Consider the following 25,300-nt stretch of genomic DNA (forward strand, 5'->3'; position numbering starts at 1 on the left):
GGCACATTCAGTAGACTCTTGGTATTAACACTCAAAGCTCATTAGATAAATGGCGAACTCCTCACCTGTCTACGACTGGTTCCAGGAAAGACTTGAAATTCAGGACATAGCAGATGATGTCACTTCAAAATACGTACCTCCACACGTAAACATCTTTTATTGTCTTGGAGGCATCACTTTAGTCTGTTTCTTGATTCAATTTGCAACAGGGTTTGCAATGACTTTTTACTACAAACCCACAGTGACTGAAGCCTATAGCTCAGTTAGTTACTTGATGACAGATGTTAGTTTTGGCTGGTTAATTAGGTCAGTTCATCGTTGGAGTGCCTCAATGATGGTTCTTATGCTGATCTTGCATGTTTTCAGGGTCTATTTGACTGGAGGCTTTAAAAGACCAAGAGAGCTTACTTGGGTTACTGGTGTTGTAATGGCTGTTATTACAGTTGCTTTTGGAGTTACTGGTTATTCTTTGCCTTGGGACCAAGTTGGATATTGGGCTGTAAAGATTGTATCTGGGGTACCAGCTGCAATTCCAGTTGTGGGAGATTTTATGGTTGAACTTCTTAGAGGAGGAGAAAGTGTTGGTCAAACAACTCTTACACGTTTCTATAGTCTTCATACATTCGTCTTGCCCTGGACCTTGGCTATATTTATGTTGATGCATTTTCTAATGATAAGAAAGCAAGGTATTTCAGGACCTTTATAAGACAAAATAGAACTATTACTAGGTTCTTTAAACTCTCATAATTTTCTATAAATTTTTATTATGTCCACTCTAAAAAAACCAGACCTTTCAGATCCTAAGCTCAGAGCTAAGTTAGCAAAAGGGATGGGGCATAATTACTATGGAGAGCCTGCTTGGCCAAATGATCTTTTATATATTTTCCCAGTTGTAATTCTTGGGACAATAGCTTGTGTTGTAGGTCTCGCTGTACTTGACCCTGCATTCCTCGGCGATAAAGCTAATCCTTTTGCCACCCCTTTGGAAATCCTTCCTGAATGGTATTTGTACCCTGTATTTCAAATATTAAGGGTCGTTCCCAATAAACTGTTAGGTATAGCTCTGCAGACTCTTATCCCTTTAGGCTTAATACTTATACCATTTATTGAAAATGTAAATAAGTTTGCGAATCCTTTTAGACGTCCAATTGCAATGGGATTTTTTCTGTTTGGAACTTTGTTGACAATTTATTTAGGCGTAGGTGCGTGCTTCCCAATTGACAAGTCATTAACGTTAGGACTTTTCTAGATCGAGCATTGAGACGTCATTTGGGCACACTTTTAGAAAATGATGCAAAAGTAAAAAACCAACTATTGTCCATGTTTGATATGTTCTTGATTGTTGACCTACCCAGGTTCCAGTAGGACCGTCAAAATATTCCGCCCATTTTTGTTTAGGTAATTGATTGAGTTGACTCCAATAACACTCTTCTAAAAGTGTTCGCATTTGGCCCATTAAAAGAACATCTGCTTTCGGGTACCTTTGCTCATGCATCAGTATTGATGCTCCAAAAAACCAAAGTATGCTTGGCCAATGTCCTCCGTTGTGGTAGCTCCATGGCCAGTTTTTAGGATCAGAGCCGGTTTTGTTTTGCCATTCTTCTACTTCCATAGGCGGGTGACAAATTCGCATGGGCATCTGAGCCATGAGGTGCTCTCGATTATGTAGAACCAACCTAAAAAGAGCACGTTGTTGTGGAGCTGTTAGTACCCCGAACATGCATGCGAGGGAATTGCCAAGGCTATAAAAACGAAAGTCTGGTCTTCCAGTTCTGATGTTTCCAATCAAGTATCCACCTCTATTTTCCAGCCAATCTTGAAGCCAAGAAGGCACAACCTGTGGTTGGACATTGAATTCATTCTGATGCTGATCTTCCCCATACTGCTCTGTTGGCCTCCTTCTCAGAACTTGCATTGTCTTGCTAGTTACCCAGTAATGCTTTAAAAGAAATTGCCTCAGATCATGTACCCATTGTCTAGTTAGTAAAAGTCGTTGATCTAGTAATCTGCTGATTTGATGCTTACTACTTAGATTCATAAGCTCAATACAACTTGTTAGGGATGCATATAGCAAAACTTCTACTTCTAAAGGGGCTCCCCAAACATCCATGGGACGATCAATCATAAAAGAACAATCGGGAACAAATAAGACAGGAGTCCCTTCGAAAGTTGGGTGCAAAACTAGATCTAATAAAAGTTGAACGCCTCTTTGGACTTGTTGGCTGATTCCAAAACTAGTATCTTTGCTTTTTCTTACGTATAGCCAACACAATATTGGCCACCAAAGGCTCGCATCGGCAGAAGTTATTCTTCCTATCGACCTTTGCCCATAGTCTGCAATAAGTTGTCCTTTCTCTTCTACAAAAGAAGTTGGGAAAATACCTCTGGTCTGGTATGCGGTGCTTTGTAAATCAAGGCAGACTGTTAGAAATTTTTTGACTATGTCATATCTTTTTTGGGTTAAGAGATAAATCATGACGGGTACGTTGTCCCGCAAAAAAATCTCACCGTAATTCAACGCATCATTATTTGCTGGGTGCTCAAGTGCCGCTACGCTGCCAGAAATGCTTCCGGAGATCTCAACTAGAGACCTTTCGAAATGCTCCTTAGCTCTTTTGATAACCGCATCTTCATTAGAGTTTGGTCTCAATCTTTTGTTTTGCTGGCTAAAACGTCCTGCCATTTAGTAATTGTTTAGTCAGCTTCTGAAAGGGGTTTTGAGAAGCAGTACATCTTCAGACTTAGCACGAAACTATAGTTGCGACTATTTGTTGCTTTTAAGTCGCTTTGTGGTTTAAAATTAAGGACTGGATGTGAATCAGGTTAATACCTGGAACACAGTTCGCTAATTGACCAAGGTTGTTTCCTTGTAATGTCAGTGAGCGCTTACAACTTTGAAGGATAAACCCATCTTGTTGTAGGTTTCTAGAAGTAGCTTCTGCTACTAAATCCTTTGGCTTTTAAAAGCCAAGGGGTAGAACCTGGACAACTAAAAAGTTTAGGAACTGACGCTTTTATCGCGTCCTTGGAATTTCCTTGGATGTATATGCGATAGAGGTGTGAGGTCCCGTCAAAAGAAATTAGTTGCATAGTTCTGTCACTATTTCGAATTGGAGTTTCACGGCTCTATTTTGATATTCGGTGTTACAGAGTTAGAGCAACGACGGATCTGAGATCCGGGAAAGTCACGAAGATAAAACTAAGTGCACTCTTTAGAACCCTTATTAAAAACAAGGTGGCAACAATCACAATCAGTACGCCAGTGCTGTTATCTGTGGGAGAAGCAAATCAGACTGAGTAGAATTTATTTTTACAATAGGGCCTGACTACAACGGAGAGTTTGATCCTGGCTCAGGATGAACGCTGGCGGCGTGCTTAACACATGCAAGTCGAACGAACCTTCGGGTTAGTGGCGGACGGGTGAGTAACGCGTGGGAATCTGCCCTCAGGAGGGGGATAACGGTTGGAAACGACCGCTAATACCCCATATGCCGAGAGGTGAAACGAATTTCGCCTGAGGATGAGCCCGCGTCTGATTAGCTAGTTGGTGAGGTAATGGCTCACCAAGGCTTCGATCAGTAGCTGGTCTGAGAGGATGATCAGCCACACTGGGACTGAGACACGGCCCAGACTCCTACGGGAGGCAGCAGTGGGGAATTTTCCGCAATGGGCGCAAGCCTGACGGAGCAACGCCGCGTGAGGGATGAAGGCCTCTGGGCTGTAAACCTCTTTTCTCAAGGAAGAAGATATGACGGTACTTGAGGAATAAGCCACGGCTAATTCCGTGCCAGCAGCCGCGGTAATACGGGAGTGGCAAGCGTTATCCGGAATTATTGGGCGTAAAGCGTCCGCAGGCGGCCTTTCAAGTCTGCTGTTAAAACGTGGAGCTTAACTCCATCATGGCAGTGGAAACTGATGGGCTTGAGTATGGTAGGGGCAGAGGGAATTCCCGGTGTAGCGGTGAAATGCGTAGATATCGGGAAGAACACCAGTGGCGAAGGCGCTCTGCTGGGCCATAACTGACGCTCATGGACGAAAGCCAGGGGAGCGAAAGGGATTAGATACCCCTGTAGTCCTGGCCGTAAACGATGAACACTAGGTGTCGGGGGAATCGACCCCTTCGGTGTCGTAGCTAACGCGTTAAGTGTTCCGCCTGGGGAGTACGCACGCAAGTGTGAAACTCAAAGGAATTGACGGGGGCCCGCACAAGCGGTGGAGTATGTGGTTTAATTCGATGCAACGCGAAGAACCTTACCAGGGTTTGACATCCTGCGAACCTTTAAGAAATTAGAGGGTGCCTTCGGGAACGCAGTGACAGGTGGTGCATGGCTGTCGTCAGCTCGTGTCGTGAGATGTTGGGTTAAGTCCCGCAACGAGCGCAACCCACGTTTTTAGTTGCCAGCATTTAGTTGGGCACTCTAGAAAGACCGCCGGTGATAAACCGGAGGAAGGTGTGGATGACGTCAAGTCATCATGCCCCTTACATCCTGGGCTACACACGTACTACAATGCTGCGGACAAAGGGCAGCAAGCTCGCGAGAGCAAGCAAATCCCATAAACCGTGGCTCAGTTCAGATCGTAGGCTGCAACTCGCCTACGTGAAGTAGGAATCGCTAGTAATCGCAGGTCAGCATACTGCGGTGAATACGTTCCCGGGCCTTGTACACACCGCCCGTCACACCATGGAAGTTGGCCATGCCCGAAGTCGTTACTCCAACCCTTGTGGAGGAGGACGCCGAAGGTGGGGCTGATGACTGGGGTGAAGTCGTAACAAGGTAGCCGTACCGGAAGGTGCGGCTGGATCACCTCCTAACAGGGAGACAAAAACTGATTATTTTTCCTAATAAAAAATTTAGGAGATAATCCTGTCACCTTAGGTCGATCGGTACCTCTGATTAAGACGATAGAAAATGAGAAATCAATTTTTATTTTTATTAATTTCAGTTCCTAAACTTGTCTAGGTCACACCCAACAAACTTTCTTCTGGGCTATTAGCTCAGGTGGTTAGAGCGCACCCCTGATAAGGGTGAGGTCCCTGGTTCAAGTCCAGGATGGCCCATTCGTTGTTGGGGGTATAGCTCAGTTGGTAGAGCGCCTGCTTTGCAAGCAGGATGTCAGCGGTTCGAGTCCGCTTACCTCCACTGATCAACTACCTGATAACTCGATTCAAGGAGATTGACATTTGTTAAATGTGATTTAGACGTTGTTCAACTGATTGAACCTAGCTTCCTATCACTCTTAGGTAATTAAATTTATTTTGATTGATAAGACGCTGGGCTCACTGTGGTTTTAATTAATCACAGCTTAAGTTCAGTAGAACCTTGACAACTGCATAAGTGAGTCTGGAAAGAAAAAGCATCTAACTATAGATGTCTAATTCCATTAGTAAATTTTTTACTAATAGATTTTATATACAATTCTAATTTTCAAGAGCCGCTAATCTTAGCTTTTAAAGTTATACTAAATTGAATTATTTTTTAGTTCGTTTTTATAAGTGTTAAAGGCAATTTAAATAGATTAATGGTCAAGCTACAAAGGGCTCACGGTGGATACCTTGGCACACAGAGGCGATGAAGGACGTGGTTACCTGCGATAAGTCTCGGGGAGATGGAAACACTCTTTGATCCGGGAATTTCCGAATGGGGCAACCCTTAAAACGACCAGCTGAATACATAGGCTGGAACGAGCCAACCCAGCGAACTGAAACATCTTAGTAGCTGGAGGAAAGGAAAGTAAAAACGACTCCCTAAGTAGCGGCGAGCGAACGGGGAAAAGCCCAAACCGATGATTTCGATCGTCGGGGTTGTGGGACAGCAATGTGGATCAACGAACCTAGAAGAAGCGTTTGAATGGCGCGCCATAGAGGGTGAAAGCCCCGTAATCGAAAGGAGAGTTGACCTAGCTGTATCCCGAGTAGCACGGAGCACGTGGAATTCCGTGTGAATCTACGAGGACCACCTCGTAAGGCTAAGTACTCCTGTGTGACCGATAGCGAAACAGTACCGCGAGGGAAAGGTGAAAAGAACCCCGGGAGGGGAGTGAAATAGAACATGAAACCGTGAGCTTACAAGCAATGGGAGCCCGACTTATCGGGTGACCGTGTGCCTGTTGAAGAATGAGCCGGCGACTTATAGGCACTGGCGGGTTAAACCGGGAATGGTGGAGCCATAGCGAAAGCGAGTCTTAATAGGGCGTTTGTCAGTGTTTATAGACCCGAACCCTGGTGATCTAACCATGGCCAGGATGAAGCTTGGGTGATACCAAGTGGAGGTCCGAACCGACTGAAGTTGAAAATTCAGCGGATGAGCTGTGGTTAGGGGTGAAATGCCAATCGAACCAGGAGCTAGCTGGTTCTCCCCGAAATACGTTGAGGCGTAGCGTCTAGTGCTCCAGCAGGGGGGTAAAGCCACCATTTCGGTGCGGGCTGCGAGAGCGGTACCAAATCGAGATGAACTCTGAATACCCTGTGTGTAACTAGGCAGTCAGACTGTGGGGGATAAGCTCCACACTCGAAAGGGAAACAGCCCAGACCGCCAGCTAAGGTCCCAAAATCGACGCTAAGTGATAAAGGAGGTGGGATTGCTTAGACAACCAGGAGGTTTGCTTAGAAGCAGCCATCCTCAAAGGAGTGCGTAATAGCTCACTGGTCGAGCGATCCTGCGCCGAAAATGAATGGGGCTAAGCGTTGTACCGAAGCTGCGGATTTAACTTGTTAAATGGTAGGGGAGCGTTCTATGTGGGGTGAAGCGTTAGCGTAAGCGGGCGTGGACTGCATTGAAGTGAGAATGTCGGCTTGAGTAGCGAAAACATGGGTGAGAATCCCATGCCCCGAAACCCTAAGGGTTCCTCCGGCAGGCTCGTCCGCGGAGGGTTAGTCTGGACCTAAGGCGAGGCCGAAAGGCGTAGTCGATGGATAACAGGTCAACATTCCTGTACCAGTTATGTTTTGGGAAGGGGGACGGAGAAGGCTAGCCAATCCAGATGTTGGTTACTGGTTCAAGCGTTCGAGGCTTTGAGGAACGGAGAAAACGTTCTGAGCTGAGGCGTGAGTACGAGCTGCTACGGCAGCGAAGTTGGTGATGTCATGCTTCCAAGAAAATCCCTATACCCGTTAAGGCATAACTGCCTGTACCCGAAACCGACACAGGTGGGGTGGTAGAGAATACTGAGGGGCGCGAGATAACTCTCTCTAAGGAACTCGGCAAAATGGCCCCGTAACTTCGGGAGAAGGGGTGCCAGCGAGAGCTGGCCGCAGTGAAGAGGCCCAAGCGACTGTTTACCAAAAACACAGGTCTCCGCTAAGTCGCAAGACGATGTATGGGGGCTGACGCCTGCCCAGTGCCGGAAGGTTAAGGAAGCTGGTTAGCGTAAGCAAAGCTGGCGACTGAAGCCCCGGTGAACGGCGGCCGTAACTATAACGGTCCTAAGGTAGCGAAATTCCTTGTCGGGTAAGTTCCGACCCGCACGAAAGGCGTAACGATTTGGGCGCTGTCTCGGAGAGAGGCTCGGCGAAATAGAATTGTCTGTGAAGATGCGGACTACGTACACCCGGACAGAAAGACCCTATGAAGCTTTACTGTAGGTTGATATTGGTCTCGGGCTCTGAATGCGCAGGATAGGTGGGAGACTATGAAGTAGTGCTTGTGGGTATTACTGAGTCAATGGTGAGATACCACTCTTTCAGAGCTAGGGTTCTAACGCTTACCCGTTATCCGGGAAGCGGACAGTATCTGCTGGGCAGTTTGACTGGGGCGGTCGCCTCCTAAAAGGTAACGGAGGCGCACAAAGGTTCCCTCAGGCTGGTTGGAAATCAGTCGTTGAGTGCAAAAGCAGAAGGGAGCTTGACTGTGAGACCTACAAGTCGAACAGGGACGAAAGTCGGTTTTAGTGATCCGACGGTTCTGAGTGGAAGGGCCGTCGCTCAACGGATAAAAGTTACTCTAGGGATAACAGGCTGATCTCCCCCAAGAGTTCACATCGACGGGGAGGTTTGGCACCTCGATGTCGGCTCATCGCAACCTGGGGCTGAAGTCGGTCCCAAGGGTTGGGCTGTTCGCCCATTAAAGCGGTACGCGAGCTGGGTTCAGAACGTCGTGAGACAGTTCGGTCCATATCCGGTGTACGCGCAGGAATATTGAGAGGATTTCTCCCTAGTACGAGAGGACCGGGAGGAACGCACCTCTGGTGTGCCAGTTATCGTGCCAACGGTAAACGCTGGGTAGCCATGTGCGGAGTGGATAACCGCTGAAAGCATCTAAGTGGGAAGCCCACCTCAAGATGAGTATTCCCATGGCATAAGCCAGTAAGGTCACGGGAAGAACACCCGTTGATAGGCTCTACGTGGAAGCCTGGTAACAGGTGCAGCGGAGGAGTACTAATAGACCGAGGGCTTGACCTTTATAATTACTCTTGACTTTAGAAAAAGCTTTTTCATTTCAGCCACTATGCAGTTCTCAAGGCTCAACCTTGAATGTTTTTCCTGGTGTTCATGGCGATGTGGAACCACTCCGATCCATCTCGAACTCGGTTGTGAAACGCATCAGCGGCGACGATATTTGGGGGGTAGCCCCCTGAGAAAATAGCTCAATGCCAGGTAAAACATCTTTCAAAGTATTTTCCTTGATAGAACTAATAATCAACTAAAAATAGAAAATTAAAATAATTAATTCTGACATCTTGGGCACCAATGAGAGCTTCTGCCCGAGATTTTCTCCTTATATATCGTTTCGCCACATTTTCTGCAGGGCTTTGTATCTCTTCGATAAACCCATGCTTCACCTCCGTAATTGCCATTTAAACCTTCAAGATCCCTGAAATCAGAGAAAGTTGTTCCTCCTTTCCCAATGCTTATTCTTATAACTTTTACTATGCTTTTGCATAGTCTATTAATCTCACTATCTTTTAGCTTGCCAGATTGTTTGATTGGTATTATTCCTGCATCAAATAGGCTTTCATCTGCATATATATTTCCAATACCTGCAACAAGTGATTGATCTAGCAAAGCTGATTTAATACTTCTAGACTTACCTTTTAGTGATCGTTTTAAATAGATAGGGTTAAATTCCTTACTAAAGGGCTCAGGCCCAAGAGTTCTCAAACCTCTAATTACCTCTCTCGGATTTTTATGCTTTGGTATTAGCCAAACTTGACCAAAATTACGTATATCGACAAACCGTATTTCTGCCCCCTGACTATTCCAGAGCCTAACTCTTGTATGCTTACAAGCTGCATTGCTCTTTTTATGCCACTGAAAATAACCTGTCATTCTTAGATGAATAACTAATGATCCAGAATTAATATTTTCACCTGAGGAATTTTCAGTTAAGAGCTTTGCTATTAAATACTTTCCTCTTCTTTCCCATTTCCCAATAATTAAACCTTTAATTGACGATATAAACTCTTCGGAACCACCCTCGCTAGCTATTGTCCTCTGGGAAAGTACTTCTACTTTTTTTACACAAAAACCTTTAAGTCGCTTTTCTAATCCTTTGCGAACAGTCTCAACCTCTGGAAGTTCGGGCAAGAATCTTAAACAGCTTCTAGTTCACTTTCTGCAAAGTTATTAGTATTGTTGCCGCCATCAATACCACTGTATGCGGCATAATTCACCTTATCGAATCTAACAACAACAGGATATTTAATTCCTGAAGTGTCAACGGAAGCAACCTTTCCCACTTCGTTATACCAATATGATTCGGGTCGCTTCACCCTTACCATGTCGCCTCTGGAAATAGCCATTACTGCTTTTGAACAACTCATTAATTACATTATCGCCTAGATAGTGAAAATTTACCTTAGCGTCACAGAATGTCGTCCCTAAACCTGCAGACTGTGTAATTATCAACAGGAGTTTTTTGAGTTTGTGAAAATAGAACCTTCGTTACTTAATTTCAATTTGCCTGATCCTGACAAGGAAGATATCAGTAATATTGAGTTTTTAGAGCGTCTGGAGAATGCTTGGTCAATATGTGAACGAGTTGATTTGCAAACTGAGATTTGGAGAGGAAGAATTTTAAGAATTGTTCGAGATCGTGAAAAAAAAGGAGGAGAAGGTAGAGGAGCTGGCTTTTTGCAATGGTTGCGCGAAATGGAGATAAGTAAGACAAGAGGATATGCACTAATTCAACTTGCAGATTCTGCCGATGACCTTGTTGGGGATGGAATGCTGCAGAGTGAAAGTGTAAACAATTTCTCTCGACGGTCTTTTATAGAGACAGCTCAATCTGCACCTGAAGTGCAGCAATTGATTGCTGAATCAGCAAATGAAGGGAATGCGATAACTCGAAAAGATGTCCGTAGGCTTTCAGATGAATTTACTGCTGCAACAAGTTCTTTATTACCGGAGGAGATCCGTGAAAGAGCCCAGTCTAATTTGCTTCCTTCCAGAACAATTGCTCCTTTGGTTAAAGAACTGTCTAAATTGCCTCCAATACAGCAAGAAGATCTTCGCAAGACTTTAAAAGACGACCCGCATTTAGATTCGGTTAAGGACGTCACTTCAGTCGCCAGATATTTGGGCAAGGCTATTGACGCCTCAATATCTTTAAGAGCATTGCAAAGAGAAGGCCTAGACCTTGAAAAGGCCACTCAAGAAGCGCAGAGAATAGACTCGTTAGGGTTCTTAAGTGATGCTTTTACCCAGGCGAAATCAATAGAATCCTCAATTCTTAGATTTCATACTTCCTGGAAAAGGCTTGAAGGTTTATATGAAAAGTTGTGGGTGGAAAGTGGAAGCAGTACTCCTCATTTAAGAGCAGTCTTAGATGCATTGCAAACGTTAAGCGGGGCAACCATGCGAGTCTCTTTAGGCGAAATATCTGGAGGTAAAACACTAAGATTGCAAATAGTTGAGGAGTCGCCAGAGCAAATTGAGCCCCCCAGCTTTCCTGAGACTCAGAAAACTTAACCAGGCTTTTCTTAAGTTAAAGTTTCTTGGTGCAGATATCATCAACCAACTTGAATTCGAATTCACGCTTAGGGGTGAACCATTTTTTCCATTGATTATTACTCTTTGTAGAAGTAATCTTATAATATGAGCAATTAATTGCTAGAAATAACGAATTACCATTTTTGTTAATTGCTGGCATTACAAAACTTCCATCCACTCTCTTCCTCTCCGAAAAGTTTACTTTTAAAGAACCATAGTTACGCCAATCAATAATTTTACTGGTCTTTTCTTTAATAGTATAGTTATCAATTAAAGAATTTGCTCTCATTGCTGACTTCTCATTAGTCTTAGAATATAGATAAATCTTATCCCCAGGCTGAATATTATTAGGACTTGATAAACTATTAAACTTTATGATATTTTTCATGGACAGATTATACCTTTTAGATATTGAATTTAATGTTTCACCCTCAGATACAATATGAACTACTTGAGCGGCTTCTTTTGGCTTTAAGGCCGACTTTGGAAGTCTTAATTCTTGCCCTAAGTATAAAAAGTTAGAATCATCAAGTTTGTTCAAATATATAATATCTTTAATATTCACCTTGTATAAGAAAGCAATTTCACTAAGAGTTTCTCCACTTGATACTAAATGAGTGAGGCTACTTTTTTTAATTGCAAGATTGTTATTACCTGGAAGCTTAATTCTTTGACCTACTTTTAGTTTATCTGCATCATAAATTCTGTTTAAATCCATGAGAGACCTTAAGCTTACATTGTATCTTTGGGCTATTTTTGACAACGTATCACCAGGCTTTATTATTATATCTGCCAAGCATTTACTAGGTGATAACATTAAAAATGCAAAGAGTAGTAGAAAAATTTTTACCATCTTGTTTAGTTCATTGTTTTTAAAGCTAATCACCTTTATATGAACAGCTAATTGATATAAGTAATTTGAAAATTTATTAATTACCATTTAGCTTAAAAGTTTTCTGAGAAGTGAAATATCAATATTGTAGGGTGGGTATCTGAATTGCAGGTCTAGCCAAAATGGTCTATTAAGGATTGATTTCTTATGGGAGAAGTTGTCAAAGCCTGCTTTGCCATGGTAGCTGCCCATTCCGCTATAGCCAACTCCCCCAAAGGGAAGCTCAGGTATTCCAGCTTGTATTATCACATCATTAAAGCATACTCCACCAGAGCTAGTTGTATTTATAAGAATTTTTTGATCCTCTTTCGATCCTCCAAACATATAAATAGCAAGAGGCTTTTCATATTTCCTTATTTGATCTAATGCATAAGAAAGGTTTTTTATTTCAACAATGGGCAATAGAGGACCAAATATTTCATCTTCTTCAAGTAATGAGTCTTTGAAGGATTTTATATCAATTAATGTTGGACTTACTCTTCTCCTCTTTAAATCTACATCGCCCCCAAATATAATTTGATTTCTATCTCTAGCATTCTCTAGCAAGTTGTTTATTCTTTCAAAATGTCTATTATTTAAATTACCTAAACTACTTGATTCCAAAGGCTCAGATCCATAAAAATTGATAATAGAATCTTTCATCTGTTTGATTAAACCTTCTTTCAAACCTTCCTCAACTAAAATATGATTTGGAGCAAGACATGTTTGCCCAGCATTTATTGATTTGCCCCAGATTAGCCTTCGTGCAGTTGTTTCGATATCTGCACCTTTTATAATAATTGCTGGATTCTTTCCACCCAACTCTAATGTTACAGGTGTGAGAGTCTTCGCAGCAGATTGCATAATTTTCGAGCCTATCTTACTCCCACCAGTAAAAAAGATATGGTCAAACTTATTTTTTACTAGCTGTTCAGAGAACTTTGAGTCGCCTTCAAAAGCTAGAACTACATCTTTTGGAAAATATAAATTTATTAGCTTTGCTATTAATTTGGATGTTTCAGGTGCATATTCTGATGGCTTAACAACTGCAGTATTCCCTGCGGCTAAAGCGGATATGAGTGGATGAATTGTAAGCATGAAAGGGTAATTCCATGGACCAATAATCAAAACGCAACCAAGAGGTTCGTTTAAGCTCATTGCATTGCCAGGCTTGAGAAATATTGGAACATTCACCGATTTGGCCTTGATCCATGAACTCAAATTTTTACTCGTCAGAGATAGTTCTTGCTTTAGAGCTGCTATTTCAAAAAATGCTTCGGTAGGTGGCTTGCCTAAATCACATGCTAAGGCCTCTAGAATGGCATCTTCGTTTTCTTCTACAAGTGCTTTTAAAATGCCAAGTTGAAGCTTTCTCCAATTAATAGATCTTGTTTCGCCATTTAAAACTGGCTTGCGAAGGTTATTAATGTTGAAGTCTTCTGTATTCAACTCCTTATTGTCCAAAGTAATAAATTAAATAATAAAATAAAGAATTTAGAGGTGTCACGAAATTTCTGTGACCTTATAAAATCTTTAATTTGCAAGTCTATACCTTAATTCGTACTATATTCGAAATTAAAGACGATTGCGATATCTTTGACTTTGATTAAATACCTTTAGAATTTTTTTAGAGGTTAGGTCTAATTAATACTTGACTCTTTGAAAGAAAGGATCCAAAATTAATAATTAAAGATATTTTTTATGAAAGATTGGATGCGTGGTCAGTCTATTTATAAGTATCTATTGCTTGTGATCCTTATTACGGGATTGATTGTTGGCTATAAAACATTTGATACATCTACTGTAAATAATTTAATACTGGAAAGTTATAACAATATAGGGAGTGTAGGTATTGTAACCATTTTGCTGATCTTCTCCCTAAGATTTATCAGTATTATAATTCCTATATTGCCTGGCACTTATTGTTCTATCTTGGCAGGTTATTTTTTTGGAATAGAAGCGGGTTTATTTCTGGTATTTTTTGCAGACTTTACTTCTTGTTCTTGTTCTTTTTTCCTATCTAGGAAATTAGGTAGTTCTTTTATCGCTAATTTTTTAGGAGCCAGGCAAATGCAAAAGATTGAAGGCATCAGTAAAAAATATATAGAGAGAAATTTTTTCTTAATGACTGGTTTCCTGATGACACAATTTTTTGATTTTGTTTGTTATGCAATTGGTCTAACTAAAATCTCTTGGAAAAGGTTTATGCCAGCTTTAGTTGTAAGTATAATTATATCAGATATTCCTTTTGTAGCAGGTGGATTTGCTATTAAAGAATTGAAAGATGCAAGTGTAAGCCAAGTCCTAAATGGTGAAGTCTCTGTCTTGCAAGGACCATATTTATTAGTATTTGTAGTTTCTGCTCTTATCGTATTCACTTTAGGATTTTTAAACTTATTTTTGAAAAAAAGAGTTTGATATATATCATCTATTAATTCTTTTTCTATTTTAAGATTACTATTCAATTGATTTCATGATTTCAATGGCAAATCTGTTTTCTAACTCAGCCCTATAAAAAGTTCTTTGTGAACAACAAGAAATTCATATGGAGAAGTACCTGAAGATGGACTTAAATAATCCCCGTCGATGTTTTTGGCCGAGCTACAGATCAGATCACCATCCCACTTGACGCCATACTCGCTAACTTGCTTTGACCATTTACGTATTTTTTCAAAATGCTCAGGCATTTCGCCGCCTATTTTTCTGCAGATCTCGCAAATTTGCGACAATGCTGGTGGTTTAGGTTTTAATTTTAAATCTTTTACCATCATTGGCTGAGAAAATACTCCTATATACCTGATGTAATCAATTAACTCTAACTCTCTAGCTGATAAGCTTGCACTGTTCAAAGCTTTTTCAAAATCTTCTATTGGTGTTAAAGGTCTTGGTGTTTTAATCATGCAGAGTTTGTTCGCAGTTATTTTTAGATCTATATGAAACAGATTAACTTGTTAATAAGCTTATATCAGAGATGAGCCAAAATGCCAAATTATCTATGTTGGTGTATAATTTGCTTGTCATTTGACAAGCAAATAATTTGAAAAGTTATTTTAATTATCATTGCTAAGCAACATTTAATCTTAACAAATAAAAACTTATTTGTATTTCCTGATCTTCATCTATTCCCTTGTGCTCAGGTCAATAGGTAGCAATTAACTGGCACACCTAATTGTTGCTCACAATGCTTTTTAGGCCTTGACTCTTACCACATATCTTCATTGCTATCATCCTTTTCGCTTTTTCTCTTTTCTAAGGCATCAAGTCGTTTTTTGAACTCGATTTCTTCATCTGAAGAGTCCCTTTCTTCTAAGCCTTTAACTTTAACCACTTCTTTTACTTTTCCTTCAAATTCATCATCAAAGTACTCTTTCATCTCTTTCCAAACTTCTCTTTCCTCCTCATTCCCTACGGTCCCGCTAACTTGAAGATCAATCACCTCTTTTGCAAATTTTCTTAGTTCAGTTTCTGACATGGATTCGACACGAATATCAATGTAGATTTGCTTGAGAGCATCTAGTTGAGGTTTGGTTAAATCCTTAAAAGAAATTTCTTCGTTTTTCACACGTTAAAGTTGCTATAAACTTCTCATTTTTACCAATATTCATAATAGACACAACTAAAAGTAGACAAAAATAAAAATATTTGATTTGGAAATACGTAAACCTGACAAGAACACTTTTTCTTGAAGTTTGAATTATCGTGAGGATTGGTGAATCTCTTAATTCCTCTTTATCCCTGTCATAGCATTAAAAAAAGACTCTTTCGAGTCTTCTTGATTTGAAAAGTTAAGGAGTTCTCTTGATTAACTTTTGCCAGAGCTCATTCCTTTGCTGCTTCGGAAGTCCCCAGCCTGTTTTTTGCTGATACTTCTTAAATTGACCTGGTTTACATAATATTGTTTGTCCATATTGGTCGCATGGGAACTCTTTACTGCAGCTCTTGTGATTGTAATTTTTGTACCCTGGTCTGCCTGGAGTTCCTTCTATGCCTCCAGTCATTAAGCAACCGCACCCTGACTCGGGAATTTTTAACAAATATCCTTTTTTATCAGTTGCCATACTACAGGGACCTCCCTGATCGGATTCTTGTTCAGCTTCGGCTTCGGCTTTAGCAAGTGCTTCGGCTTCGGCTTTGGCTAGTGCTTCAGCTTGGGCTTTGACTAGCGCTTCGGCGTCCTCTTCTGCTTTGGTTTTTGTTTCGAGTTCGGCTATTGATTTAGCCTCGGCCAGAGCGGTCAGTTTTGAATTTAATAAATCATCTCGCTTGAATGGAGATGGGCAGCCTCTTAATTTTGATTTCACTAACTTATTTTTCTCTTCAGAAAATTCGGCAACTTTTGGCCCATCTGCTCCACCTGGGTAAGTCATAACCATTGAATTTTTCCTGATATTTTCTGGATTGCATGGATCAGCTGCTTTCTTCGCTAAATAATCTGCCAAGTCTTTTTCTAGTATTTCAACACGTAATGCAGCCTCTGTTTTGGCTTCGGCTTTCGCTTTGGCTAACGCTTCTTCTTTAGTTTCGGCTTCTTCTTCAGCTTGGATTTGAGCAACTAAGGCAGCCCTTTCTTGAGCTAGGCGTCTACTGTTTTCTTCGGCTGCTTGTTTGATGGAATCTTTCGCATTGATCTTTTTGCATTCAGGAAATGGGCTTGTTTCTGCTCCTGCAAAATCACATGTCAAAGTACCCGCATGCATGTCATACGAATATGTTGGCCAACGTTTGGGATCATTGGGAATTGCTTGAATCTTTTCACAGGTATTGGATGTACTTTGAATTCGATAATTGCGAACATTAACCTTTGGCATCTCTTCTACGAAACCAAGGGTATAGCTGGCTTCACATTGAGATTTCATGCTGACTACAGCTAGTTGGGCAGACTCTTTTACCGCTCTAGTTTGTACATTCCTGTAGACCGGAACACTTACTCCAGTGGCTATGGATATGACAGCCATCACTACCGCTGTTTCTATAAGAGTGAACCCTTCATTATTCTTTTGTGAAATTGAGACATTGCTAAATTCTCAACTTATAAATATGACTCTAAATCGAACTGATTTATTTAAATCTTGTGGATTCAATTTTGTAAGGCTTTAAGCCTTTATATTGCTATGTGTGAATAGTGTGTAGATGAGGCTATCGATGTAATTGAAGGATTCAATTCTCATTTTTTGATTCATATAGCCTACTCGCAATAGAAAACAATCGCTTTGATTGCTCTAAGTTCATTAGCAAGTTTTGAGGTAGAGCTGCAACGCCGTTAAATGCTCCCCAGATCGCTCCAGACATTGAAGATATTGTGTCAACGTCTCCACTACATTTTCTATTGAACTGAATCATCTCTTCAAACCCTTTCGACCTAAAGCAAATTGCTAAGTAAATCGCTGTAATGCAAGAATCAGTCGCTTTAATACCACTTCCTAATCGAAGTCTCACTTCACTTGGGCTTGGCGCCTCTTCTTTATCTATCCAATACATTGCCAAATTACTTTTGTCTTTGTACACATCTGATTGCGCTCGCTTACAAGTGTCCTCAAGAATCTCCATAGAGCCAACTCCTAGTAATGCGTTCGCAGTCGCATGAGAAATCAAGACAGCTCCTTCTATCCCAAGAGGGTGTGCATGGGTAATGCTTGAAGCAAGAATTGTCGCCTTTTCTAATTGCTCAAAACTGTCGTGATAGTAAAGGGCAATAACTGGAGATCTCATGGCACCTCCGTTCCCAAGAGATCCATCTGGATAAATAGAGCGATTAGCTAACCGCCAGTCTTCCCCTTTGCGGATTCCCTTTAGTAATTTTGCTGCCGCAGGTCCATATCCTCTTGTCCAATGAAAGCTAGATGCAAACCTAGAAGCTAGGTCATCAGGATTTATATACTGATTTTCAAGGATTGATTCTGCGAGATCAATTGACATCTGAGTGTCATCAGTCCAGCGAGCCTCGCCAATTGGGGTACGAGCAAAGAATTTCCAAAGCAACCTTTCTAAAAATCCTCCTTCATAAGGTGCTCCAAGTGCATCTCCTAATGCAAGACCAACAAAACACCCTAGGTATTTATCTTTGCTAATCACCATTGTCAATCTGCTTTTGCGCTATAGCCATTTAGAGCTTTATAAAGAAATTCATTGCTGAAAATTAACAATAGTATCATCTCAATAGAAAGAGATTTCATACAATTCGTTTTTCTTAGATCAAAGATGATTGACAATGCAGAAATCTCGGAACTTATTACTAAATATTTCTCGCTTCAATGGTGCAGAGATAATTTGGTGATTCCATTGGGGATAACACCAGATCCTATTAGATCTAACTCTTGTCTAATTATTGGAATAGGAAATATCGTTTTTTTAGGAACTATAGGTAATACCATAAAACAAAGAGTTCAAGGTATTGAATGTCTTTTTGTAGAGCTATCTTCAAATGAAATAAATGAATTATTAGATAACATTTCCGATACAAATAGACTAATAAGTAATAAAGAAATTGAGAATAATAAACTTCAAAAGAAAGATTCATCTTCATGGGGAGAGCCACCTTATTACTGCGAGATCTGTGGTAAGCCTGGGCGTTGGTCTGGCTACGAACTACATGGCCCGATGGCTTTGTGTTGGTGGCATGATCTTTTGCAATTTACGGATACTTTGCTCTACTTTCTAATAGTTATATTTTTGATCGCTGTCTTAAGCATTATTCCTGCTATAAATATTACTCTAAGGTTATTTTTAATTACTCTAGTTGCACTTAGTTGGCGAAATCCATGGAGGTTTTTGAGTTGAAGCTTGACTTTTAAAAGTAAAGAGAAATGGCTAAAATGGACTAAATTAATTGATGGCAATGGTTTAAACAGTTTTGAGCGAAATGTTTTGGCTTTTGGACCTAAATAGTCCTTCTTTCTTATGAGTGCTTGCCAGCCTTTGCCGCTTCTTCGAATGGTTGCCATCTCTTGAATTGCATCAGGTCAGATGCATCAAGCAACAATGATCAATAGAGCCAAACTGGACTTAAAAGTGGACGTCCACTTTCAGGTATCAACAACCCCTAGTGCTCGAGATTGTTTCCCTTGATTGAGATCAGGGCTCATGCCCTCGTCGGGACTTGAACCCGAGACCTCTCCCTTACCAAGGGAGTGCTCTACCGCTGAGCTACAAGGGCTTGTAGAGGTGGGCCGGGTTGGATTTGAACCAACGTAGGCAGAGCCAGCGGATTTACAGTCCGCCCCCATTAACCACTCGGGCACCGACCCGCACCTCACAAGGAGAATATCAGTTAAAGCGTCGAAATTTATCTATTTTGTTGGGCGTTTCACTCAGAGGTAGATACGATTTTCTTAATGCTTATTAAATTTGGGCCATGAATTTGTTGCTTCTTAATGGTCCCAACCTCAATCTCCTTGGTATACGAGAGCCTTCCGTGTATGGGTCAGAGAGTTTGGAGGCTATTGAAGCTCGCCTTTTAGAAACGGCCAAGAGAGAAGGAATTTCTCTTTGTTGTTTTCAAAGTAATTCTGAAGGAGAGCTTGTTGACTATATCCATAAGAGCATGGGGAAGGTAGATGCAATTTTGATTAATGCCGGAGCATATACACATACTTCAATTGCTCTAAGAGATGCTCTCATCAGTACAGGTATTCCTTATGTGGAGCTTCATTTGAGCAATACTTCAGCAAGAGAGGACTTTCGTCAAAAATCCTTATTAGCAGATCAAGCGATTGGAATTGTAAGTGGTTTTGGAGCTATGAGTTATCAATTAGCTTTTGATGGCGCGTTGGACTACTTGAGAAAAGCTTGTAGAAACTAATGGGAAAGTTGATTGAGAATTACTATCTGGAGCCAACGAAGGTCAAATGGCTACTCAGTAGAACAAATGACCAATGGTTGAAGATGGCTATCGCAAACCCTATCGAAGTTCTTGTTGACCATGCTCATTGCGAGAGGAAAGCCGCAGGAGCTGCTGTGCAATTAATGTTCCGCTATTTATGCGAACCTGGCTTGGCAGAGGTTTTAAGTCCTTTAGTCAGGGAAGAACTTGAGCATTTTGAAAGAGTTCTGAACTTGTTAATTTCTCGCGGGGAATATTTAAAGCCTTTACCTGCTCCTCCTTATGGTGCATTGCTAGCAAAAGCAATTAGGAAAGATGAGCCTTACAGAATGCTTGATAGCTTTTTAATCTCTGGGCTAATAGAAGCCAGAAGTCATGAAAGAATGAGTTTATTAGCCATGCATTCTCCTGATCCAGAACTTAGTTGTTTGTACAGTGATTTACTTGAAAGTGAGGCCCGTCATTTTGGAATTTATTGGCAATTGGCTTCAGAAAGGTTTAATAAAGAGACTATCTTATTGCGTATAAAGGATTTAGCTAAAATAGAATCAGGAATACTTGCTGAGCTTCATCCTGAACCAAGAATGCATAGCTGATGGCAATGATCTATTGAATTCTTTAAATCTGTTTTGAAAAATCTAAATATTTTTTCTTACTTAATAAATAGATTTCTTAGGGTTAAGAAGATTTATTTATCAATAATTGGACTCAGAAGATTTTTTATTAAATCTCCAGGGTTAACACTTGTCGGAGTTGGTCCTGGAGACCCTATGCTTTTAACTATTGCTGCTGTAAATAGCATAAAGAAAGCCACCTTAATTGCTTATCCAATATCAAGCTATCAAACAAAAAGTATGGCGGCAGAAATTGCCTCAAGCTGGATTAAAAATAAGAAGAAACTAGAGCTTATCTTCCCTATGGTCAAAAACCTTGACCTACTTAGTGAAGCTTGGATTTCTGCAAGTCATAAATTAGCAAAGGCAGTTCTTAATGGAGAGAAAGTTGTTTTTTTGTGCCAAGGTGATAGCTCTTTATATGCAACTAGTTCTTATTTGCTTATTTATATAAAGTCTTTATATCCAGAATGCCCTATTACTGTTATACCAGGAATTAATTCTTTCTCTTTGGCTGCTGCGATAGGTCAGTTACCATTATCATTGCAAACAGAAACCTTGCTGATCTCACCAGTCCCTGAAAGTAAATTTTCATTAGAGAATATCCTTGATGAATGTATTAACTCAGAGAGAACTTTAGTGTTATTAAAATTAGGTTCTAAGTGGGAATGGGTTAGATCTGTCTTAGAGGAAAAAGGTTTATTAGAAAAAACTTTAGTTGCTCAAAAATTAGGGTTTTCGGATCAGCAATTATCGAAAGGTATTGATACACTTTCTGAACAAATATCTTATTTTTCTTTGTTGATTATTAGACCAACAGATTTTTCTAAATACTATAAGAAATAATAGTTATTTTATCTTGCAGAAGCTTGGTTCAGAATAGTTGCTGATATGTAGAGATGCAATACAGGCAAGCTCTAGAGATGCTTTCAGTGTGATTGGCAATTGGCAAATGGCAATAAAAACTAAAGCTGCGCTCATCCAGGAAGATGGGATGCCATAGTGTTTCTTTTGTTGAAGTGTTTTTCGTTTCAAAGCCCCTAATGTCTTTTTTTTCATAGTTGAGACTAACTTTGAGGTCTAGGCGATTAGTAATTAAATGATCCTATCTATCCTATGAACAGAGTTTGGCCTTTAAGCAAAAAGTTGTTAATTCAAGTTCTTGATGATCGTATGAGTGATCGTTTTGTTGCAAGACTCGTCTGGGAAAGATTGGGATATCAAGAACAACAGTTTAAAAATATGCCGTGGCCTGCTGGCCCTGAGACACCTTTGTATTGGTCTCAAAAATTTCCAGAGGCGCCAGAAATTATTTCACAAAGAGCTGCCTCTGTTCATCTAACTCGCTCTATACCTAAAGAGCATAAACAATCATTAAAGACGCTATTGAAATTTGAGGGTTATCGAATCGGTGAGCTTTATCCGAGGAAAACAAGAAGAGCAACTGCAGTAAATTGGTTGTTGGCATGGACACTTGAAATGGACTTAAGCCTTCCTGAAGCAGGCCCTATACCTTCATATCTCAATGAGGATTGAAATCTCAAGTTTTTTGCGCGTGATTTATAGAAGATCAGATTTCTTCTAAGGACTAAAGCTTTAATAACCAAAAAATATTCTTATATAAGCAAAAATGTTTAATTTCTTTTATTCGTAAGTAGGGTCAGTAATATTAATGTTTTTATAAGTCATGGCGCGTCCAATCGTCGCCATAATCGGTCGCCCAAACGTTGGGAAGTCAACTCTTGTTAATCGGCTTTGTCGAAGCAGAGAGGCTATTGTTCATGACCAACCAGGAATTACTAGAGATAGGACTTATCAAGAGGGGTTTTGGGGAGGGAGAGAGTTTAAGGTTGTAGACACAGGTGGCCTTGTTTTTGCTGATGATACTGAGTTCCTTCCAGAGATACGAGAGCAGGCAAGGCTAGCCCTTGAAGAAGCCTCAATAGCCTTGGTTGTTGTTGATGGTCAGCAAGGTGTTACTGCTGCTGATGAGGAAATAGCTTCTTGGTTGAGAAATTACGACTGTTCTACTTTAGTAGTAGTAAATAAGTGTGAATCGCCCGAGCAGGGACTAGCTATGGCAGCAGAGTTTTGGCGGCTAGGACTCGGAGAGCCATATCCTGTTTCTGCAATTCATGGTTCTGGGACTGGTGATTTGCTAGACCACGCTATTTCTCTTTTGCCACCTCAAGAACTCGATGAAGAAGATAATGAACCAATTCAATTGGCAATTATAGGGAGACCAAATGTTGGCAAGTCAAGTTTGTTGAATGCAATATCTGGAGAGAATAGAGCAATTGTTAGTTCTATTAGAGGAACAACACGAGACACTATTGATACGATGATTACTAGAGAAGGCAAGTCTTGGAAATTAATAGATACAGCGGGTATTCGTAGACGTCGTAGTGTTAATTATGGGCCTGAGTTTTTTGGTATTAATAGAAGTTTTAAAGCCATTCAAAGAAGTGATATTTGCTTACTAGTTATAGATGCATTAGATGGTGTTACTGAGCAAGACCAAAAGCTGGCTGGAAGGATAGAACAAGATGGTAGGGCCTGTTTAGTTGTAGTGAATAAATGGGATGCAATAGAAAAAGATACTTATACAATGTCTTTAATGGAAAAGGAGCTACGTTCGAAGCTTTATTTTCTTGATTGGGCTGCAATGTTGTTTGCCTCTGCTATTACTGGACAAAGGGTTCAGTCTATTTTCGGCTTGGCTAGATTAGCTGTTGAGCAACATCAGCGTCGAGTCAGCACCTCAGTTGTTAACGAGGTGTTAGCAGATGCATTGCGATGGCGTAGTCCTCCAACGACTCGTGGAGGTAGGCAAGGCAGATTATATTACGGTACACAAGTATCAGTAAAGCCTCCTACTTTTAGCCTTTTCGTAAATGAACCAAAGCTTTTTGGTGAGACATATAGAAGGTATATCGAAAGACAGTTGAGAGAGGGATTGGGCTTTGAGGGTACTCCATTGAAACTGTTTTGGAGAGGTAAACAGCAACGTGTTGCCGAAAAAGACTTGGCTCGCCAAAAAAATAACCTACCTTCCTGACTGATGGATTTTTTAAAGAAATTGCCCATAGGTCAGTTTGTGGCTGGTGATTCAGGTTGGCTAAGAAGATTTGATCCAAGGTTGAAATTTGCTTGGGTAATGATGTTTTTAGTTACACCTGTTCTCGCTGGAACTATTTGGCGTGTGGGACTAGTCTTGTTCCTTTTGATAATCACTTGTTTCAGTGCTATTCCCTTAAGGGTTTGGGGGAGATCAGTGGTTTATTTATCAATTTTTTCAATTTTCTTGGGTTTTTTCGCAATATTTCTGCCAACCAGTGAAGCGCTTACCTCTTTGCCCTTACGCTCATATTCAGAAATACCAAATACTATTGCTGATGGCCCCTCTTGGGAATTATTCAAGCTTGGCCCTTTATTGATTGATAGACGATCTTTTGATCTAGGTATTAAAACCTCTTCTTTAGTTTTTACTGTTGTTCATAGCGTGAACTTGATGCTTTTAACTACTTCCCCAGAAGAATTAGTCTGGACATTAAGTTGGCTGATGCGCCCTTTGGGAATCTTGGGGTTTCCTGTGGAGCGATTGAGTTTCCAGCTTCTTTTGGCACTGAGATTCCTCCCTTTAGTTCAGGAGGAACTTCAAAGTCTCTTGAGAGCACTTTCTACAAGAGCCGTTAATTTTCGCAAGCTTGGGTTGAAAGGATCTGTGAATGTTTTCCTTACTATGGGAGAGCGTTTTTTGGCAAATATCTTACTTAGAGCTGATCAAGGAGCGGAAGCTTTCTTTGTTCGTACTGGAGGGAAAATTCTCACACCTGATCATCTCAAGCCAGAGACAATAAAAAATTCTAGCTACTTTTTAATAAATAGTACTGCTGCTTTGTTTTTGATTTTGGCAATTTCTTTAAGATTTAAGCTTGGCTCTTTGTAGAGATTGCAATTATGTTTAATTATCTTTTTCCAAAGCTAGTGAGTAACTTTGCATAGGTAGAAGTATTCTGATCGTGGAAAACATTTAATTCCTTGGGATCTGAGGCTGAACGATATTTAAATCATCCAACTTTTGGGATGCTTTATCTGGTCTCTCCAGGTGGGGAAGGTAGGGATGTTTATGCAACCCTGTATGCACAGAAGATGTTTTTCCTGGTCACTCTGCAGCCTAGAGGAGCTGAATTTGAAGTAATACCTTATCTTGACGCAAGACATCATGCTGATATGCATTTAAAACGTTGTAGGAGAGAAGGGTCTCCAGAGTTCGAAAAATGGAGACAATTATTTAAACAGACATTTATTTAGTTTATTTGTGACTCCTTTTAGTCGACTGGCTGAATACGCTGCATTAAGTAATAAGGGCACCAAGCTGCTAGCAGTTAGCAAAGGTCATCCAGCTAGCTCTATACGCGAATTGGCGATGGACGGCCAGATTCATTTTGGTGAGAGTCGATTACAGGAAGCCTTGATCAAGCTGACTTCTCTGAATGATCTTAAACAAATCAAATGGCACTTTATAGGACACCTTCAAGCGAACAAAGTAAGAGGCGTAGTAAAGAACTTTGACTTTATTCATTCAATTGATTCATTGAAGCTTGCCCAAAGGATTTCAAGAATTGCTTGTGAGGAAAATAAACTCCCAATGGTGATGATTCAGGTAAAACTCCGTAAAGACAATTCAAAATCAGGCTTTTCAGAAGAGAATCTTATGAATTCGTGGTCCGAATTGATTAGCTTGCCAAATTTAAAAGTAGTTGGCTTGATGACCATTGCACCTATCGATCTTGATTTACAGGCACGGAAGATTTTGTTCAGAGACTGTAGGCTCTTGGCTGACAAATTATGCCTTGAAGATTGTTCTATGGGAATGAGTAAAGACTGGAAAGAAGCGGTTGAGGAAGGAGCTACATGGATTAGGATCGGTTCTCTTTTGTTTGGAGAGCGTCATAAATAAGTCAATTCCATAAGGATATCAATAAAACCAATTGAAAACCTTGCTCCTACCTATAAAAAACGTTATTTAGGGATAGGACATATTTTCCTTTAGCGAGATTGTCCTT

General features: G+C 40.6%; 23 protein-coding genes, 4 tRNA genes and 3 rRNA genes. 18 read left to right on the forward strand and 12 right to left on the reverse strand.

What is annotated here, in order from left to right; all coding sequences use genetic code 11:
• Positions 1–49 precede the first annotated feature (49 nt).
• Both petB and petD read left to right on the forward strand, forming a co-directional pair.
• A complete protein-coding gene (gene petB, locus O5635_RS08330) occupies positions 50–706 on the forward strand; it encodes a cytochrome b6 (RefSeq protein ID WP_036901302.1) in 657 nt (218 codons plus the stop codon).
• Between the two features lie 60 nt (positions 707–766).
• Positions 767–1,249 carry a cytochrome b6-f complex subunit IV gene (gene petD, locus O5635_RS08335; protein WP_036901301.1) on the forward strand — a complete coding sequence of 161 codons (483 nt, stop codon included), beginning with the start codon at positions 767–769 and terminating at the stop codon, positions 1,247–1,249.
• Here petD and O5635_RS08340 read toward each other — a convergent pair.
• Positions 1,235–2,683, reverse strand: coding sequence for a glycoside hydrolase 100 family protein (locus O5635_RS08340; RefSeq protein WP_036901300.1), 1,449 nt, complete (start codon positions 2,681–2,683; stop codon positions 1,235–1,237). The two genes, petD and O5635_RS08340, sit on opposite strands and share 15 nt — an antisense overlap.
• A 645-nt stretch (positions 2,684–3,328) precedes the next feature.
• Here O5635_RS08340 and O5635_RS08345 point away from each other — a divergent pair.
• The 5 genes from O5635_RS08345 (at position 3,329) to rrf (ending at position 8,595) form a co-directional block, all read left to right on the forward strand.
• Positions 3,329–4,813 (forward strand): 16S ribosomal RNA (locus O5635_RS08345).
• A 172-nt stretch (positions 4,814–4,985) separates the two neighbouring features.
• Positions 4,986–5,059: transfer RNA gene (locus tag O5635_RS08350), tRNA-Ile, on the forward strand.
• 9 nt (positions 5,060–5,068) lie between these two features.
• Positions 5,069–5,141 (forward strand) — tRNA-Ala (locus O5635_RS08355).
• A gap of 381 nt (positions 5,142–5,522) precedes the next feature.
• A 23S ribosomal RNA gene (locus tag O5635_RS08360) occupies positions 5,523–8,398 on the forward strand.
• An 80-nt stretch (positions 8,399–8,478) separates the two neighbouring features.
• Positions 8,479–8,595, forward strand: a 5S ribosomal RNA gene (gene rrf / locus O5635_RS08365).
• The 16S, 23S and 5S rRNA genes sit together here with 2 tRNA genes alongside, the layout of an rRNA operon.
• 67 nt (positions 8,596–8,662) lie before the next feature.
• Here rrf and O5635_RS08370 read toward each other — a convergent pair.
• A complete protein-coding gene (locus tag O5635_RS08370) occupies positions 8,663–9,523 on the reverse strand; it encodes a DNA-formamidopyrimidine glycosylase (RefSeq protein WP_036901299.1) in 861 nt (286 codons plus the stop codon).
• A 5-nt stretch (positions 9,524–9,528) separates the two neighbouring features.
• Positions 9,529–9,738: a photosystem I reaction center subunit IV gene (locus tag O5635_RS08375; protein ID WP_036901987.1), complete on the reverse strand. Its 210-nt coding sequence runs from the start codon at positions 9,736–9,738 to the stop codon at positions 9,529–9,531.
• Positions 9,739–9,868: 130 nt separating this feature from the next.
• Here O5635_RS08375 and O5635_RS08380 point away from each other — a divergent pair, with 130 nt between their 5' ends.
• Positions 9,869–10,906 carry a hypothetical protein gene (locus O5635_RS08380; protein WP_152557296.1) on the forward strand — a complete coding sequence of 346 codons (1,038 nt, stop codon included), beginning with the start codon at positions 9,869–9,871 and terminating at the stop codon, positions 10,904–10,906.
• Between the two features lie 16 nt (positions 10,907–10,922).
• On the opposite strand, the gene O5635_RS08385 is transcribed toward O5635_RS08380, so the two are convergent.
• A complete protein-coding gene (locus O5635_RS08385) occupies positions 10,923–11,645 on the reverse strand; it encodes a LysM peptidoglycan-binding domain-containing protein (protein WP_420063643.1) in 723 nt (240 codons plus the stop codon).
• A 222-nt stretch (positions 11,646–11,867) separates the two neighbouring features.
• Positions 11,868–13,247 carry an aldehyde dehydrogenase family protein gene (locus O5635_RS08390; protein ID WP_036901296.1) on the reverse strand — a complete coding sequence of 460 codons (1,380 nt, stop codon included), beginning with the start codon at positions 13,245–13,247 and terminating at the stop codon, positions 11,868–11,870.
• 264 nt (positions 13,248–13,511) lie between these two features.
• On the opposite strand from O5635_RS08390, the gene O5635_RS08395 reads away from it, so the two are divergent.
• On the forward strand, positions 13,512–14,216 hold the full coding sequence (locus tag O5635_RS08395; RefSeq protein ID WP_269607468.1) for a TVP38/TMEM64 family protein: 705 nt from the start codon (positions 13,512–13,514) through the stop codon (positions 14,214–14,216).
• An 80-nt stretch (positions 14,217–14,296) separates the two neighbouring features.
• Here O5635_RS08395 and O5635_RS08400 read toward each other — a convergent pair whose 3' ends face one another.
• The 4 genes from O5635_RS08400 to O5635_RS08415 form a co-directional block, all read right to left on the reverse strand.
• A complete protein-coding gene (locus O5635_RS08400) occupies positions 14,297–14,698 on the reverse strand; it encodes a hypothetical protein (protein ID WP_036901294.1) in 402 nt (133 codons plus the stop codon).
• 302 nt (positions 14,699–15,000) lie between these two features.
• Positions 15,001–15,360 (reverse strand): DUF7326 family protein, encoded by a 360-nt coding sequence (locus O5635_RS08405; RefSeq protein ID WP_036901293.1) that lies wholly within the window; start codon positions 15,358–15,360, stop codon positions 15,001–15,003.
• Between the two features lie 223 nt (positions 15,361–15,583).
• Positions 15,584–16,804, reverse strand: coding sequence for a type IV pilin protein (locus tag O5635_RS08410; protein WP_206537194.1), 1,221 nt, complete (start codon positions 16,802–16,804; stop codon positions 15,584–15,586).
• A gap of 151 nt (positions 16,805–16,955) precedes the next feature.
• Positions 16,956–17,873: an ADP-ribosylglycohydrolase family protein gene (locus O5635_RS08415; protein WP_036901291.1), complete on the reverse strand. Its 918-nt coding sequence runs from the start codon at positions 17,871–17,873 to the stop codon at positions 16,956–16,958.
• Positions 17,874–17,996: 123 nt separating this feature from the next.
• On the opposite strand from O5635_RS08415, the gene O5635_RS08420 reads away from it, so the two are divergent.
• Entirely contained in the window at positions 17,997–18,575 is a 579-nt protein-coding gene (locus O5635_RS08420) for a hypothetical protein (protein ID WP_036901290.1), read from the forward strand.
• A gap of 304 nt (positions 18,576–18,879) precedes the next feature.
• On the opposite strand, the gene O5635_RS08425 is transcribed toward O5635_RS08420, so the two are convergent.
• A tRNA-Thr gene (locus tag O5635_RS08425) sits at positions 18,880–18,951 on the reverse strand.
• Between the two features lie 9 nt (positions 18,952–18,960).
• Positions 18,961–19,042 (reverse strand) — tRNA-Tyr (locus tag O5635_RS08430).
• Positions 19,043–19,149: 107 nt separating this feature from the next.
• Between O5635_RS08430 and aroQ the strand changes: the two genes are divergently transcribed.
• The 3 genes from aroQ to cobI are packed head-to-tail and all read left to right on the forward strand — an operon-like array spanning position 19,150 to position 21,077.
• A complete protein-coding gene (aroQ, locus tag O5635_RS08435) occupies positions 19,150–19,596 on the forward strand; it encodes a type II 3-dehydroquinate dehydratase (protein ID WP_036901289.1) in 447 nt (148 codons plus the stop codon).
• Entirely contained in the window at positions 19,596–20,213 is a 618-nt protein-coding gene (locus O5635_RS08440) for a tRNA-(ms[2]io[6]A)-hydroxylase (protein WP_036901288.1), read from the forward strand. Before aroQ ends, O5635_RS08440 begins: the two co-directional genes overlap by 1 nt.
• 33 nt (positions 20,214–20,246) lie before the next feature.
• Positions 20,247–21,077, forward strand: a complete 831-nt coding sequence (cobI, locus tag O5635_RS08445; RefSeq protein ID WP_241462935.1) for a precorrin-2 C(20)-methyltransferase — start codon at positions 20,247–20,249, stop codon at positions 21,075–21,077.
• A 3-nt stretch (positions 21,078–21,080) separates the two neighbouring features.
• Here cobI and O5635_RS08450 read toward each other — a convergent pair whose 3' ends face one another.
• Positions 21,081–21,290 (reverse strand): hypothetical protein, encoded by a 210-nt coding sequence (locus O5635_RS08450; protein WP_036901287.1) that lies wholly within the window; start codon positions 21,288–21,290, stop codon positions 21,081–21,083.
• A 57-nt stretch (positions 21,291–21,347) separates the two neighbouring features.
• Here O5635_RS08450 and O5635_RS08455 point away from each other — a divergent pair, with 57 nt between their 5' ends.
• From O5635_RS08455 to O5635_RS08475, 5 genes are all read left to right on the forward strand, one after another.
• Positions 21,348–21,767: a DUF1823 family protein gene (locus O5635_RS08455; protein ID WP_052042759.1), complete on the forward strand. Its 420-nt coding sequence runs from the start codon at positions 21,348–21,350 to the stop codon at positions 21,765–21,767.
• A gap of 151 nt (positions 21,768–21,918) precedes the next feature.
• On the forward strand, positions 21,919–23,289 hold the full coding sequence (gene der / locus O5635_RS08460; protein WP_036901286.1) for a ribosome biogenesis GTPase Der: 1,371 nt from the start codon (positions 21,919–21,921) through the stop codon (positions 23,287–23,289).
• Positions 23,290–23,292: 3 nt separating this feature from the next.
• Positions 23,293–24,180 carry an energy-coupling factor transporter transmembrane component T family protein gene (locus O5635_RS08465; RefSeq protein WP_036901285.1) on the forward strand — a complete coding sequence of 296 codons (888 nt, stop codon included), beginning with the start codon at positions 23,293–23,295 and terminating at the stop codon, positions 24,178–24,180.
• Positions 24,181–24,272: 92 nt separating this feature from the next.
• Entirely contained in the window at positions 24,273–24,545 is a 273-nt protein-coding gene (locus tag O5635_RS08470; protein WP_036901284.1) for a PipX family protein, read from the forward strand.
• A 7-nt stretch (positions 24,546–24,552) separates the two neighbouring features.
• Positions 24,553–25,194, forward strand: a complete 642-nt coding sequence (locus O5635_RS08475) for a YggS family pyridoxal phosphate-dependent enzyme (RefSeq protein WP_052042757.1) — start codon at positions 24,553–24,555, stop codon at positions 25,192–25,194.
• Positions 25,195–25,300: the final 106 nt, after the last annotated feature.

The organism is Prochlorococcus marinus str. MIT 0919, assembly GCF_027359375.1.
In the GTDB taxonomy this organism is placed as follows: domain Bacteria; phylum Cyanobacteriota; class Cyanobacteriia; order PCC-6307; family Cyanobiaceae; genus Prochlorococcus_D.

What these genes read in the sequence shown, in the direction of transcription:
- petD (WP_036901301.1), top strand. Translation starts at nt 767, where the DNA reads ATGTCCACTCTAAAAAAACCAGACCTTTCAGATCCTAAGCTCAGAGCT.
- O5635_RS08440 (WP_036901288.1), top strand. Translation starts at nt 19,596, where the DNA reads ATGGGAAAGTTGATTGAGAATTACTATCTGGAGCCAACGAAGGTCAAA.
- O5635_RS08340 (WP_036901300.1), bottom strand. Translation starts at nt 2,683, where the DNA reads ATGGCAGGACGTTTTAGCCAGCAAAACAAAAGATTGAGACCAAACTCT.
- der (WP_036901286.1), top strand. Translation starts at nt 21,919, where the DNA reads ATGGCGCGTCCAATCGTCGCCATAATCGGTCGCCCAAACGTTGGGAAG.
- O5635_RS08455 (WP_052042759.1), top strand. Translation starts at nt 21,348, where the DNA reads ATGAACAGAGTTTGGCCTTTAAGCAAAAAGTTGTTAATTCAAGTTCTT.
- petB (WP_036901302.1), top strand. Translation starts at nt 50, where the DNA reads ATGGCGAACTCCTCACCTGTCTACGACTGGTTCCAGGAAAGACTTGAA.
- O5635_RS08450 (WP_036901287.1), bottom strand. Translation starts at nt 21,290, where the DNA reads ATGAAAAAAAAGACATTAGGGGCTTTGAAACGAAAAACACTTCAACAA.
- aroQ (WP_036901289.1), top strand. Translation starts at nt 19,150, where the DNA reads ATGAATTTGTTGCTTCTTAATGGTCCCAACCTCAATCTCCTTGGTATA.
- O5635_RS08400 (WP_036901294.1), bottom strand. Translation starts at nt 14,698, where the DNA reads ATGATTAAAACACCAAGACCTTTAACACCAATAGAAGATTTTGAAAAA.
- O5635_RS08415 (WP_036901291.1), bottom strand. Translation starts at nt 17,873, where the DNA reads ATGGTGATTAGCAAAGATAAATACCTAGGGTGTTTTGTTGGTCTTGCA.
- O5635_RS08420 (WP_036901290.1), top strand. Translation starts at nt 17,997, where the DNA reads ATGATTGACAATGCAGAAATCTCGGAACTTATTACTAAATATTTCTCG.
- O5635_RS08375 (WP_036901987.1), bottom strand. Translation starts at nt 9,738, where the DNA reads ATGGCTATTTCCAGAGGCGACATGGTAAGGGTGAAGCGACCCGAATCA.
- O5635_RS08465 (WP_036901285.1), top strand. Translation starts at nt 23,293, where the DNA reads ATGGATTTTTTAAAGAAATTGCCCATAGGTCAGTTTGTGGCTGGTGAT.
- O5635_RS08395 (WP_269607468.1), top strand. Translation starts at nt 13,512, where the DNA reads ATGCGTGGTCAGTCTATTTATAAGTATCTATTGCTTGTGATCCTTATT.
- O5635_RS08385 (WP_420063643.1), bottom strand. Translation starts at nt 11,645, where the DNA reads ATGGATTTAAACAGAATTTATGATGCAGATAAACTAAAAGTAGGTCAA.